The following is a 13449-nucleotide window of genomic DNA, read 5'->3' as shown; positions in this document are numbered from 1 at the left end:
GGCGCTTAGGCGTCCGTGCTCGATCCCGCGATGGCACGCTGGGCTTCCGGAGAATTAATAAACCCGTGCACGTGCTTGATCATTTCCTTTGCGATCGCCCTATTCGCGCTAGCGCCCAGAACAACACCGACGCCCAGCGGTAGTACCTTGCGGAACATGGACTTCTTGAGACGTTTGCGTAGCTGACGGAAGGCCATGCGGCCCAAAATGGAATTGGCCTTCATGAGCTGAGGCCTGGAGGATCGGCGCAGGTCCCGGAGGGACTTCACGGAGCTTAGCGTGCCCTCTTGGGTGAGGGCGGCAACGATCTCCTTATCGTTGGCGCCGTAGACAGCCAGGAACACGATGGTCCGACGGATCTCTTCGTCGCTGGTGTCCATGCCGTGCAGCTCGGCGCTGGCGATCGCGTAGGCGGCGCAGGCTTCCAGCAGGAGGACGGCCTCGCCGGCGATGCCGGCCAGGGACAGCGCGGTGCCGATGCCGGGGAACGCGGCCACGGAGCCCGTACCCGCACCCGTGGTGGTGGCAGCCATCAGGAATTGCTTGTCCAGCTGTTCCTGCTGCTCGGCGAGGGACTTATCGGGGTGCTTGTCCTTGATGCGCTGAACATAGGAGGAGATCGCGGGGCCCTGGACCTTCACCACCCGGTCGATGGTACTGAAGAATATCCGAGCGACCTTGTCCTTCGGGTAGTTCTTGTTGTTGGGGTCGATCGGATCCTGTGTGGAGGTCGTCGAGTCCTTGGTGTCTGGGTTGTTGTCCGCATTCTTACGGTTCTTGCCAAAGAGGGCCATGCATTCTCTCCTCGTGAGGGGGTTCTACGTCATTGTACGGATTCTTGGTACACAAGCGGGCGCGCTGCAGCGGCCTGGGCGCTACCAAGGGAGACGTTGCAGCGCCGTGGGCGCTACCATGGGGGACAACGCCCGTGGGGCGTAACCAATGACAGCTCGACATGGGTTGTCGTGGTTTTTCCTGGAGTGGGAAGGACGGCCATGGGATTTTTTGAAGATATTGCCGCGGCGTTGGACGACGAGGGAATTGAGTCCCGTTTTAATCATGGAACGCTGTTTGTTCCCATCGCCCCAGAGTTGGAAATCCAATTTGAGGAGATTTCTGCGCCTATTACCGCCGCGAATGTGTTTTTAGCTCGGTCGGACGGATGGGATGCCGATGAGCTGAATCCGGAATTTGACCCCGCGTTAGTGGCAGTGGTGTTTACGGTGGACGCAGCGGTAGAGGCGGTGGCCCAGCACATCGCCACCGATGAGATCGTAAGTGTGTTGGACTCGTTGGTGGATAGCGCCGATGACCGGTTATCGGACCTGGACTTTGAACAGGATGAGCATAATCCCCTGCAGGTCACGGCGCCCGTTGCGGAGCATTCGAACATCGTGGTGGAATTGCTCTCCGACGCTCCGGAGCTGACCGCGCAGGTTCAGTTTGTGACTGCCGGGGCGGATGATGAGGAGCTGGAGGAAGAAGTCCTGGAGCTGGGGGTGTTTCACGAGGTGGACCAACTCTTTGCGGCACTCGAGGTTGCCGCCGCGCAGGCTGAGTATTGGGAGGAACTGCTGGTTCCTCTGGAAGATCGATAAGCTCCCGGAGCATCAGGAGAAACCCCTCACAGGTGTCATGTGGGGGCAGAGCGCTGCTCGGGGTCGTGTGTTGTGAAGGGGTGCGCTGCAGGCCGTGGGCTAGCATGTCCGTATATGCCTCACAGCGCTGTGGTGGCTTCGGAGTGCATCACCACACAGAAAGGTGGAGACGATGACGGATATCGCCATCATTGGCGGCGGCGTGGCAGGGTTGGCGGCAGCACGAACCCTGCGCACAAAGGGCTATCGATGCGATATTTACGAATCCACAGGCGAGCTCGGCGGGCGCGTGCGCAGCGAATACTTCGATGACATCACCGTGGATTATGGATTCCAGTGGTTCAATTCCTGGTACCCCTCGCTGAAAGAAATCCTGGGCAGTGGGGAATACGAAACCCTGGACGTCTGCAATTTCAAACCGGGAATCCAAACACTGACCGACAGCGGCATGGCGATGTTCGCGGACCCGATTCGCGCTCCACGTTTGGTTCCCGCCCTCATGCGCTCCCATGTGCGCTCGGCGATGACCTTTAAAGAGTTCATGCGCTTGCAACGCTGGATTGGGTCCGAGATCCCCCATCGCTCCAGCCTGGAAGTGCGCAGTATTCGGGATGCCAAGGCGGCTTGTGACGTGAGCGTGGCGGAGTCTCTCGACCACCGGGGTGTGACGGGGCGCATGAGAACCTGCGTGGTGGACCCCGTGATCGAGGCGTTCATGGTGGATAAGGAAGGCCGCTCCTCGGCGACGTTCGCGAAATGGATGATCGGCACTCTGCTGCGCGGAACCTTTGCCGTCCCACGTTTGGGCATGGGGGAGCTGACATCCATCATGGCTCGCGTCCATGGAATGGTCACCCACCTGAACGCGCACATTACGGGTCTGACAATCCTGGACAACGGAGTGCGGGTGAGTGTTGATGGTGCGCCGGATGCCACCTACCGCAAAGTGATTCTCGCCTTGCAGCCTTCGGAGGAAAGGAGCCTGTTGGACTCCATTGGGTGGGTCCAGCCTCCACTGGAGAGCGTGGGCTGCAGCACGTGGTGGTTCGTCTCTGATGAGCCCATTGATGATAACGGCCTGATTACCGTCGATGGCTGCAAGCGCACTCCCATTTCCGTGGCCGCGGAGGTGACGTCCGCATCACCGGAATACGCGCCGGGCAGGCATCTTGTTGCCGGTTCCGTGGTGCACAATTCGCTGAATGATTCCATCTCAGACCTGCCGACAGACCTCGAGATGCGGCAGCACCTCGGACAGCTGTTTGATGTGGACTCCTCCCACTGGGACCTGGTCACGCGCCACGATATTGCGGAAGCCAAGCCGATCATTCCGCCTACCCGCGCGGTGTCCAAAAAGGGGCAAAAGTTTTGCGTGGACGATAAGGTCTTTTTGGCCGGGGTGCAGTATGCAACGCCAACGTTGGATGGTGCGATTCGTAGCGGACAGCGTGCCGCCCAGCATGTGGCGAATGCCCTCGATACGCCCTGATGCACCGTCATACACGCGTGCGAAATCGCTTTTTTCGCAGGTAACCCGTAACATCGATGGGTAATGAGTAAAACTGAAAACGTCACCGGCGACGTGAACGAGCCGGTCAACGAGAATCTGGATACTCAGAGTGAACTGCGTAGCGAGCATGTAGATAGCCCGCTTGATGTGAATGACGTGCTGGCGCACGCATCCAGCGATGTCGCTGACGAGGCAGTAATTTCTGAGAACGCCGAAAACGCTGAGAATGAGAAGAGCGCTACTGACCAGGTAGCGGAAGAAACGATTGACACCCCCACCACGGATGACATCCCCACCACGGAAGAATCGTCCACCGAGGAAGAACCATCCGCTGAAAGCCCCCACGGTTTCGAGGGGCTAGGCTTGCCAGAGCGCGTGCTGAACGCCGTGAAGCAGGTCGGATTTGAAGAACCTTCACCTATTCAAGCTGAGACTATCCCTGTGCTGATGGACGGCCAGGATGTGGTGGGCTTGGCACAGACGGGTACGGGTAAGACCGCAGCGTTCGCGCTGCCTATCCTGTCGCGCATTGACCTGTCCCGTAAGGAGCCTCAGGCTCTTGTGCTGGCTCCTACGCGTGAGCTGGCGCTGCAGGTGGCTGAGTCTTTCCAGTCCTTTGCCGAGCACCTGGGCGGCATTCATATCCTGCCGATCTACGGTGGACAGTCCTACGGCGTGCAGCTGTCCGGACTGCGCCGTGGAGCTCAGATCATCGTCGGTACTCCCGGCCGTGTGATCGATCACCTGTCGAAGGGCAGCTTGGATATTTCCCAGCTGCGCTTCCTGGTGCTGGATGAGGCCGATGAGATGCTGAACATGGGCTTCCAGGAGGACGTGGAGCGCATCCTGGAGGACACCCCAGAGCAGAAGCAGGTGGCGCTGTTTTCCGCCACGATGCCGCAGGGAATCCGCCGGTTGTCCCGCCAATACCTCAATGATCCCCAGGAAATCACGGTCAAGGCAGCACAGCGGACGAATAAGAACATCGAGCAGGATTACCTGCTGGTGAATCACCGCAATAAGCTGGACGCCCTGACGCGCATTCTTGAAGTCACTGAGTTCGAAGCCATGATCATGTTCGTGCGCACCAAGAACGAAACTGAAGAGTTGGCTGAGCGTCTGCGCGCCCGCGGCTTCAATGCTGCGGCGATCAACGGTGATATCGTCCAGGCCCAGCGTGAGCGCACGGTGGACCAGTTGAAAGATGGCCGCCTGGACATTCTGGTGGCGACGGACGTTGCCGCCCGCGGCTTGGACGTCGACCGCATCACGCACGTGTTCAACTACGACATCCCGCACGATACCGAGTCCTACGTGCACCGCATTGGCCGCACCGGCCGCGCAGGCCGCTCGGGCCGTGCCATTTTGTTTGTGACTCCTCGAGAGCGCCGCCTGCTCAAGGCCATTGAGCGCGCCACGAAGTCCCACCTCAACGAGATTGAGTTGCCCAGTGTGGATGAGGTCAACGAGTCCCGTAAAGACAAGTTCCGCGAGGCCGTGGGGGAGCACCTCGACGATCCACAGATCGGCATCTTCCGTGAACTAGTAACGGAGTACGCAGAGTCCAACGATGTGTCTCTGGAGCATGTGGCGGCGTCCCTGGCTGTGCAGCTTCAGGCTGGCGAGGACTTCCTGCTGAAGGAAATGCCGCAGCAGGAGCGTCCGAAGCGCAACCGCGATGACCGCTATGGTGATAGCGGCCGTAAGGGTGGCGGTTCCTTCCGCTCCTTCGAGGAACGTTTCAATAAGGAGGCTCCACGCGTCGCGGATCGCAACGGCAATGAGCTTGCCGTGTACCGCCTGAGCGTTGGTCACCGTCAGCGTGTGCGCCCGGGTGCGATCGTGGGCGCGATTGCTAACGAAGCCGGTTTGAATTCGAAGGACTTTGGCCGCATCAGTATTTTCCCTGAGCACTCCCTGATCGAGCTTCCGGCGGACCTGGATGATGATGTCTTCCGCCAGCTGGACCAGACGCGCGTGTCTGGCCAGTTGATCAACATTGAGCCAGATCCGGGCCCACCGGCCGGCCGTCCTGCGGCGCATCGCCGCGACGACCGCCGCGACGACCGGGGTGGCGACCGACGAGATGATCGTCGTGGCGGCCGTAACTTCCGCGACCGAAACGACCGACGCGGTGACCGCGGCGGCGACCGACGAGACGATCGTCGTGGCGGCCGTAACTTCCGTGACCGCAACGACCGACGCGATGATCGGGGCGGTGACCGCCGCGGCGGCCGCACCTTCCGCGACCGCGACGACCGGCGCGGTGGGCGTCGGGATGATCGTCGCCGCGACCGCTTCTAGGGACGCACCCACGCATTCGATAGAATGCATGAATTATGCGTCACACCACCTCACCCTCCTTGTCACCTGATGGGTCCGCCATCGCCTATATCGTTCGCGAAGGCGGCTACCCCTATGCCGTTCAGGCTGAAGTGACGGGTGAGGGGATCGGCACAGAACGTCCGGTGCAATTGCCGGTCGAGGGGCCGGTGACCCGTGTGCTGCATTCGCCGGACACCAAGTGGGTGGCCTGCGAGGTCTCCCCGAAGGGCTCCGAGCGCTTGGAGACCTTCATTGTCTCCACCGACCCCGTGATCCCGGACGCTATTGCTCTGCGCCATACCTACGACGCCCGCGCGTCCCTCGTGGAATGGGATCGCGGGCGCTTGGCGATGGACGTGGTCGCCGTGGATGGCGTGTCCGAGGCCCGCTTGGTAGATCCTGAGAACTCCCGCTCCGTGGTGATGGATCGCCGCCTGGACTCCATGCTTGTGGCGTCCGAGGCTGGCTACTGCCTGATGCGCGTGGGCCCGCGCGGCAATCGCGAGCTTCTCCTGGTCACCCCCGATGGCCAGTGGATGCCTCTGCTGCCCCCGGAGCCGGGCGCGACCACGGACCGGGGCGTGATCCTGCCGATTGATGAGGAAACCCTGGTGGTTCTGGTGGTGTCCGACCACGGGGCCGATCGGTGTCGAATCTTACGCATCGTGGTGGAGCTGGCCCACGACGGCCAGCCGCGCCCGGTGTGCCGCCAGGTGGAGGAGCTCATCAGTAACCCCGATGCGGACGTGGACGAGTTCGTCATCAGTGAAGACCTATCTACCGTGGCTGTGCTGTGGAACCAGGCCGGCATCTCCACATTGGAGCTGTTGGCACTGGGGGAGGAGCAGCGCGTGCAGGTTCGCCGCGCGGTAGAGTTGCCGGGAATGGTGGCAGCACATCTGTCGATCACGGACGACGGCGGGCTTCTGGCCCTGACCGTGGAGGGGCCCGGCCTTCCTCCGACGGTGGAGGTGCTGCGCATCGACGTGGGCCGGGTGGAGCCGCTGGATCCGGAGCGGACCGAGCGTCTGGAGGAGCAAGCCCGCCAGGCCGATTCGCCGGAGTTGGTGCATTACACCGCGCGCGATGGGCTGGAGCTTTCCGGCTGGTTGTATATGCCCGCCGAGCCCGCTCCCGCGGAGCCTGCCGAGAATCGCCCGGTGTATATCCATCTCCACGGCGGCCCGGAGGGCCAGTCGCGCCCCAGCCACCATGACGTGTTGGCCGATCTGGTCAGCGCCGGAGTGACCGTGTTTACCCCCAACATCCGCGGGTCGCAGGGCAATGGACGTGCGTTTGTGCACGCCGATGACCGTTACGGGCGATTTGCCGCCGTCGATGATGTTGCGGATACTGCCTCTTTTTTGCTCGACGCCAACCTCGCGTCCCCCGGCCGCATCGCCGTGGGAGGCCGCAGTTATGGCGGATTCTTGGCGCTGTTGGCGGCCGCCCGCTACCCGGAGATGTTCTGTGGTGTGGTGGATGCCTGCGGCATGACGAGCTTCGAGACGTATTACGAGTCCACGGAGCCGTGGTTGGCTTCGGCGGCGTCCCCGAAGTATGGCTATCCGATGCATGACGCGGAGTTGTTGCTGGAGATTTCGCCGCTGTATAAGGCGCGAGAGTTGGTCACGCCGATTCTGTTTATTCACGGCGCGAACGATACGAATGTGCCCCTGCAGGAATCCCAGCAGCTGTATGACGCTGTGGTTGATGCGGGGCACACCCCGGAGTTTTTGACGGTTCCGGGGGAGGGGCACCAGTTTGTGAAGCCGAAGTCGCGCCGGCTGATTGCCGATACGATGCTGGACTTCTTGAGAACGATTCGGTGCCTTGAGTCAGCTGATTAGTGGGCTAGCTGATAAGCGAGCTGGCTCGGTGAATTCTTAGAAGAACATCAGCACCGCGGTGATGAACCACAGCAGGTTGAAGATGCCGCCGAACATTGCGGTCTGACCTGGGATCTTGTCCACGTCAACGTCGCGGAGCTTCTCCTCTTCACCAGGGGTTGCTGGGTCATCGCCAGGCTCTTGAGCGCCCGCGGCCAGCACTGCCACGCGCTGCTTCGGGATGACCACGGCCACCAGCAGAACCCATGCGATCACGGCCAGCAGGATGGCGGCGTGGAAGTTGTAGCGCTGCATGGCGCCCTCGACGGTGAACCATGCTGCAATACCTAGAACCGGCACCAGCAGGGAGATGTAGCCGTAGGTGCGGGTGATACCTGCCAGGATGCGCAGGGCTCCCTTCGCGGCAGCCTCGCCGGCGACGGCACGACGGAACTGCGGTGCGAACATGGAGGTGGAAATTGTGACGGGGCCGATGAGGAGGATGGCGGCCAGGACGTGAAGAATCACCATAATGTTATCCATATGCTCTACTTTGTCAGATGAGCAGGGCTTTGTCAGATTAGCCAGGCCTTCGCACTCTTAGAGGCCGCACGCGGCGCGGGCTGTGCGCTCGTCGGCGCGGGTGATGGCGAGCCCGTAGACCGCCGACACGTGGATGTACCGTGCCGCATAGGCGCAGTGCTGTCGCGGATCCGGCGGCATCCAGGCGGACAGGGTGGCATCGGATTTGGTGCGGTTGATGGTGGAGTCCACCGCGACGAGGTTGAGCTGGGCGTCGTTGGCAAAATCGCGACGACGCTGCGACGTCCACGACCAGGCACCCAGGTCCCATGCGGCGGACAGGGGGACAATGTGGTCGATATCGACGTGGGTGGGGTCCATGGCTCGCCCGGTGTAGGGGTCGGGCTGCGGATGTGTGACGCCGAGCTCACGTCGGTCGCGGCAATCGTGCAGGGCGAAGGTGTCCTGCAGAACGGCTTCACGGGTGGTGCAGAGCTGGCCGGTGTGCTGATTGAGCGAGTGGGCCCAGCCATGGCCGAACTGGTCGCGATCGTAGCCAAGCACTTTGGGGCGCACGGCGATGACGGTGAGCGTGGAGAGGTCATGCGTCAGCGACGCGGCCAACTCTGGTGGGGTGGGAGGGGTGCGCTGCGGGAGAAATAGCAACAGGAGGGAGGTCGCGGTGCAGGCGGCGAGGAAGCCGCGTGCGGGGGAGAAGCGCACACAGAAGAGGCGTGCACAGCGGATGAAGACAGAAAGAAAACGCCACATGCAGTATTAGACTGCAGTGGCGCTTGTAAGGTTCACTTTTTTATTCCCGCGAAGGGTGTATTCCCGCGCGGTAGTCCCGCAAGGGGAACAGCCGTGCCCTTAGGCCGGCTGCTCAGCGGGATTCTGCTGCGTCGTTGGCAGCGCGTAGTTCGGGTCCTTGGCAACCTGAACGGCCTTATCGAAGGTGGAGGTCACGGTCTCGTCCGGTGCCTTGGTGATCAAGGTGACGACCACCATGGCGATGACGTTGGCCAGCACACCTGGGACCATCTCGTAGAGGCCGAAGGGCTTGTCCATGATTCCGAAGGACTCCAGACCACCCCACAGGAACGCGACCACGGCACCGGCAACCAGACCAGCTCCAGCGCCTGCGGCGTTGAGCCGGCGCCAGTACAGCGCACCGACGATGACAGGGCCGAAGGCAGAACCGAAACCAGCCCAGGCGAAGGACACGAGGGCCAAGATACCGGCGTCCGGGTTCAGGGCGATCAGTGCCGCGAACAGTGCCACGGCAATCACTGCGATGCGGGACAGGTTCTTCAGAGCGTTGTCGGAAGCCTGCTTGTTGATGAGGCCCTTGTAGATGTCCTCGATCAGCGCGGAGGCAACCACCAGCAGCTGGGAAGAAATGGTGGACATGATTGCCGCCAGCACAGCGGTGAGAACCAGACCGGCGATCAGTGGGTGGAACAGAATGCGTCCCATGTCCAGGAAGATCGTCTCAAAGTTCTGCTTGTCCACGATGGAGATGCTGGGGTCCATGCCGAAGTAGGCCGGTCCGATGGTGGCTACCGTCACGGCACCAACCAGGCACAGCGCCATCCAGCCCACACCGTAGGCCATACCCGCGCGGGCGTCGGACGGCTTGCGCAGAGCCATGAAACGCACAATGATGTGTGGCTGGCCGAAGTAACCCAGGCCCCAGGCCAGGTTGGAAATGATGACCACGCCACTGACTCCCGCGAACATGGAGAACCAGTTCGGGTTAGCCTCGATCAGGTTCGCTCCATAGGAGTGCTGAGTCTGGTAGGTCCAGATCTGGCTTGGGTCGTCCATCGCCATCAGCGCGAAGATAGGCACCGCGATGAGCGCCAGGAACATGATGAGTCCCTGCACCATGTCCGTGTAGGACACAGCGGTAAAGCCACCGATGAAGGTGTAGCCCACCGTCACGGCGGCGATGATGATCATTCCGGTTAGGTAATCGCCGTCGAAGGTCGATTCGAAGTAGCGTCCACCTGCAACCATGCCTGAAGAGACATAGAAGGTGAAGAACAGCAAAATGATCAGACCGGATGCTACTCGCAGGATGTGGGTTCTGTCATTGAAGCGGTTTTCCAGGAAGGACGGAACAGTAATGGAGTTGTTCGCGACCTCAGTGTACGCACGCAGACGTGGAGCCGTGATCTTCCAGTTCACGGCAGCGCCCACGAGCAGGCCGATTGCCATCCACAATTCTCCATAGCCGGACATGTAGAGGGCACCTGGCAGGCCCATCAGCAGCCAACCAGACATATCGGAAGCGCCAGCAGACAACGCTGCAACGAATGGGTGCAGTGTGCGCCCACCCAGCATGTAGTCCTCGTACTCGTCGGTGTTCTTGTAACCATAAAGTCCGATGAGCAACATGGCGCCGAGGTAGATAACCATGGCAATGACGAACCATGTTTGTTCAGTCATAAAAACTCTCCTTAGGGTTCCGACCGACCATATCATATGACCTGTGTTCTATTTTGAGTCTTTTGTGATGTGAGTCATGTAGGAGGGGACTGGTAGAACTTTCAGGTATGAGTTACACCCACCTCGTTCATGCCTTCGCACCGGCCTCCGGTGGCATTCACGTGTGGGTAGAGCAAGTAGACGGCCACTCCGTGGTGCTTGATCCGCGCACACTGGACCGGACGAGCCTGCCCCACGAGCTCTTTGAACTGGTCATTTCCCGTCCCAGGCGCCGCAGGGGTATGCATACCCTGGCCTCGCCGAAGGGTCGGATTGTGGAGATCCAGGTTCCCACGCTGGCCTTCACGCCACAGGAAAGCGTGGCGCTGATGACGGCACTGTGTTCCTATATCAATACAGCGGCTACCGAATCTGAGGGGAAAACGCCCGAGGAGATAGGTCTATCTCCAGAAATACTGTATCTGTGCGACCTTTTTGCCTTCGCCGATTCTCTCGTGCGCTCGGGACGCATCATGTTTCGGACGGACTTGGTGGAGCGGACGTGGTATCCGCGCTGGGTGGTCTCTGCCGCCGGTGACCATCACCGCGTGATAGAACGCTTTGAGCGCGTGCTGCCCGGAGTCTTGTCACGCAACGGCACCGATGTTCACGCTGTGCTGGATGATTTTATCCACTGGATTGCTGTGGAACATCTCGGCCGTGCCCAGGGGTTGCACGAGGACTTAAGCGTTGAGTTTGTGGAGGCACTCGCCACGGGAACTGAATCGTCCCGCGTGAGCTCCAGGACCATGGAGGCTCTGGCTGAGTGGCGCCGTTCTGCTGCACGGAAAGCCACCGAGCTCACGCTCATGCTGTCCTCGCCGCAGGACACCGTAGAAAACATGGAGAAACGGCACTGGCGGCTGGGCTTCGCGCTGTCCACCAACGGTGGCCCAGTCACGCCGCTGGTCGCGGCGGAGACGCCTGAGCAGACCCGAACCATGGTCGCCAGATTCGTGGACGATCTGGTGAAAGCCTGGCCCGAGCTGCGGCCAGCCCTAGATGCGGTGTACGTGTGGGCACAACCCGGTTGGTGGATCCCCGGATCGGACATCGTGACGGGGGATCCGCTGCGCGACCGCATGGTCGCCATAGGACTCACTCTTGACCAGGTGGCGGAGCTGCTGGATACTCGCGCGGCAGAGCTCAAGTCCCGGGGGATCAACGTGATGATCCCTCGGGAGTGGATCGCGCAGCGGCCGTCGGTACGTATTCGCACCACCGCAGTGGGGGATGGGCCCGGCAGCGGCAAGCTGGGTCTGGATCAGCTCATGAACTTCAGCGTCAGCATCTCCCTCAACGGTCAGGCTGTGGATGAACGGGTTGCCCGAGAGATGGTGAACTCGGCGTCGTCCATTGTGAAGATCAATGGGAAATATGTTCACCTTGACCAGACAACCTTGCGGCGTGCTCGGCAGTGGATGGATGCGCTGAAGGAATCGGCGAAGGAACGCAGCGGACAGCAGGACCTGGCCGCGGTGACAGTACGCGATGTGCTGGAGGCCAACGCGGCATCCCAGGACGATCGCGAGGACGAACACGAATTCACGGTGATCACGGACGGATGGGTGGATCAGCTGCTCACCCACGACAACCGGGTGGAGCCGCCCCAGAATATCGAGCTGCCGGAGACGGTCGTGACACCCCTGCGTGAGCATCAGCTCAGGGGCGTGAAGTGGTTGGCCTGGATGTTGCAGCATAACCTTGGGGCCATCTTGGCTGATGACATGGGTTTGGGGAAGACGCTGCAGATCTTGGCGCTCGTGGCGTGGGAAAAAGCGCATCGGGCGGAGGAAGGACAGGCGTCCGTCACCACGTTGGTCATTGCGCCAACCTCGGTGCTGAACGCCTGGGTGAGGGAGGCGCGTACGCACGTTCCCAGCCTGAAGATTCTGGTCGATCATGGACCTCGGGCGCCGGAGTCGCTTGCAATGGATGAGCAGGCGCCTGAAGAAGCGCCGGATATTGTGCTCACCACCTATGGGCGCGTGGCGCGCAACCCTGAACGCTATCGCGGGCAGAGGTGGGGCAGGGTTGTGGCCGATGAGGCGCAGGCTATTAAGAATCCGAACACGAAACAGTCGCGCGCGGTGCGCAGTATTGATGCGTATCACCATATTGCCCTGTCGGGAACTCCGGTGGAAAATAAACTGGCGGACCTTTATGCGCTGATGGATTTTGCTAATCCTGGGATTTTGGGCAGCGCTCCGGCTTTTCAGAATCGTTTGGCGATACCCATTGAGCGCTATCAGGATCCCGACGCCACGGCGCGGTTAAGAAACCTGGTGCAGCCGTTTATTTTGCGACGGTTGAAAACGGATGAAGAGGTGGGGCTGGATCTACCGCCGAAGCAGGAAATTGTGGAGACCATTGCGCTCACCGCTGAACAAGCGGCTCTGTACGAGGCGTATATCAGCCGGTTGGAAGAGGACATGCAACGCGGAACAACGGGTCGGCGTGCGATGATTTTGGGGGCGTTGGTGCGGATTAAACAAATTTGCAATCATCCGGTGCATTTCACCCAGGATGGATCGGGAATCTTGAAAGATGGAAAGCATCGTTCTCATCGCGTGGAACGGATTTTTGAGATTCTTGAGCAGGCTCGGGTCGATGGCAGAAAGGCCTTGCTGTTCACCCAGTTTCCCACGTTCGGATCACTGCTCATTCCGGAGATGGAACAGCATTTCGGCATGAAGATTCCTATGCTTCATGGAGGCTTAACCAGAGCGCAGCGCGCGCGGTTGGTGGAGGATTTTCAATCCCCCGATGGGCCGCAATTCATGGTGCTGTCCGTGAAGGCCGGCGGGACGGGAATTACCTTGACGGAGGCTAGTGTGGTCATTCACATCGACCGCTGGTGGAACCCAGCGGTGGAGGATCAGGCGACCGATCGCGCGTACCGCATCGGGCAAAATAAGGACGTGACTGTGTACAAACTCGTGGCTCAGGGAACGCTGGATGAGCGCATCAACGATCTGATCATGGGCAAACGCGAGCTGGCCAGCACCGTGGTCGGGGCCGGGGAAGGATGGATTGCCGATCTATCCGACGCCGAGCTGTCCGAATTGTGGACCCTTCGTACAGGCTCGGACGAACCGCTACATCGGTTCAAGCGTGGAGGTGAGGACAGTGGTCACTAGGCCAACGAATTCTCATGGTCGGGGTCGCCGAGGCC

Annotated in this window: 9 protein-coding genes; 5 read left to right on the top strand and 4 right to left on the bottom strand. The window is 60.7% G+C overall.

Annotation, left to right across the window (positions count from 1 at the left end; translation table 11 throughout):
• Positions 1-5: 5 nt before the first annotated feature.
• Positions 6-794, bottom strand: coding sequence for a hypothetical protein (locus tag GC425_RS02295; protein WP_151843960.1), 789 nt, complete (start codon positions 792-794; stop codon positions 6-8).
• A 201-nt stretch (positions 795-995) separates the two neighbouring features.
• Between GC425_RS02295 and GC425_RS02290 the strand changes: the two genes are divergently transcribed.
• The 4 genes from GC425_RS02290 to GC425_RS02275 all read left to right on the top strand — a co-directional run bounded on the left by GC425_RS02290 (position 996) and on the right by GC425_RS02275 (position 7283).
• Positions 996-1598: a hypothetical protein gene (locus GC425_RS02290; RefSeq protein WP_151843961.1), complete on the top strand. Its 603-nt coding sequence runs from the start codon at positions 996-998 to the stop codon at positions 1596-1598.
• 172 nt (positions 1599-1770) lie between these two features.
• Positions 1771-3087, top strand: coding sequence for an FAD-dependent oxidoreductase (locus GC425_RS02285; protein WP_151843962.1), 1317 nt, complete (start codon positions 1771-1773; stop codon positions 3085-3087).
• 63 nt (positions 3088-3150) lie between these two features.
• Positions 3151-5412, top strand: coding sequence for a DEAD/DEAH box helicase (locus GC425_RS02280; RefSeq protein WP_151843964.1), 2262 nt, complete (start codon positions 3151-3153; stop codon positions 5410-5412).
• A 35-nt stretch (positions 5413-5447) separates the two neighbouring features.
• The gene (locus GC425_RS02275) at positions 5448-7283 is read left to right on the top strand and encodes a S9 family peptidase (protein ID WP_151843965.1); all 1836 of its coding nucleotides are present in this window, start codon (positions 5448-5450) and stop codon (positions 7281-7283) included.
• 36 nt (positions 7284-7319) lie between these two features.
• Here the strand turns inward: GC425_RS02275 and GC425_RS02270 are convergent, their stop codons facing one another.
• From GC425_RS02270 to putP, 3 genes are all read right to left on the bottom strand, one after another.
• Complete coding sequence (locus GC425_RS02270) at positions 7320-7805, bottom strand: hypothetical protein (RefSeq protein ID WP_151843967.1); 486 nt, start codon at positions 7803-7805, stop codon at positions 7320-7322.
• 57 nt (positions 7806-7862) lie between these two features.
• On the bottom strand, positions 7863-8450 hold the full coding sequence (locus GC425_RS02265) for an HNH endonuclease family protein (protein ID WP_192930361.1): 588 nt from the start codon (positions 8448-8450) through the stop codon (positions 7863-7865).
• Positions 8451-8654: 204 nt separating this feature from the next.
• Positions 8655-10235, bottom strand: a complete 1581-nt coding sequence (putP, locus tag GC425_RS02260) for a sodium/proline symporter PutP (protein ID WP_151841825.1) — start codon at positions 10233-10235, stop codon at positions 8655-8657.
• A 107-nt stretch (positions 10236-10342) separates the two neighbouring features.
• On the opposite strand from putP, the gene GC425_RS02255 reads away from it, so the two are divergent.
• Entirely contained in the window at positions 10343-13414 is a 3072-nt protein-coding gene (locus tag GC425_RS02255) for a DEAD/DEAH box helicase (protein WP_151843970.1), read from the top strand.
• Positions 13415-13449 lie beyond the last annotated feature (35 nt).

Origin of the sequence: Corynebacterium sp. zg254, assembly GCF_024701495.1 — a bacterium.
Lineage (GTDB): Bacteria > Actinomycetota > Actinomycetes > Mycobacteriales > Mycobacteriaceae > Corynebacterium > Corynebacterium zhongnanshanii.
The sequence above is the reverse complement of the archived record's forward strand: the minus strand, read 5'-3'. Positions and strand labels throughout refer to the sequence as shown.

Bases quoted from the DNA above. Each gene is read 5' to 3' on its own strand.
- putP (WP_151841825.1), bottom strand. From the start codon at position 10,235: ATGACTGAACAAACATGGTTCGTCATTGCCATGGTTATCTACCTCGGC.
- GC425_RS02255 (WP_151843970.1), top strand. From the start codon at position 10,343: ATGAGTTACACCCACCTCGTTCATGCCTTCGCACCGGCCTCCGGTGGC.
- GC425_RS02270 (WP_151843967.1), bottom strand. From the start codon at position 7,805: ATGGATAACATTATGGTGATTCTTCACGTCCTGGCCGCCATCCTCCTC.
- GC425_RS02285 (WP_151843962.1), top strand. From the start codon at position 1,771: ATGACGGATATCGCCATCATTGGCGGCGGCGTGGCAGGGTTGGCGGCA.
- GC425_RS02290 (WP_151843961.1), top strand. From the start codon at position 996: ATGGGATTTTTTGAAGATATTGCCGCGGCGTTGGACGACGAGGGAATT.
- GC425_RS02275 (WP_151843965.1), top strand. From the start codon at position 5,448: ATGCGTCACACCACCTCACCCTCCTTGTCACCTGATGGGTCCGCCATC.
- GC425_RS02295 (WP_151843960.1), bottom strand. From the start codon at position 794: ATGGCCCTCTTTGGCAAGAACCGTAAGAATGCGGACAACAACCCAGAC.
- GC425_RS02280 (WP_151843964.1), top strand. From the start codon at position 3,151: ATGAGTAAAACTGAAAACGTCACCGGCGACGTGAACGAGCCGGTCAAC.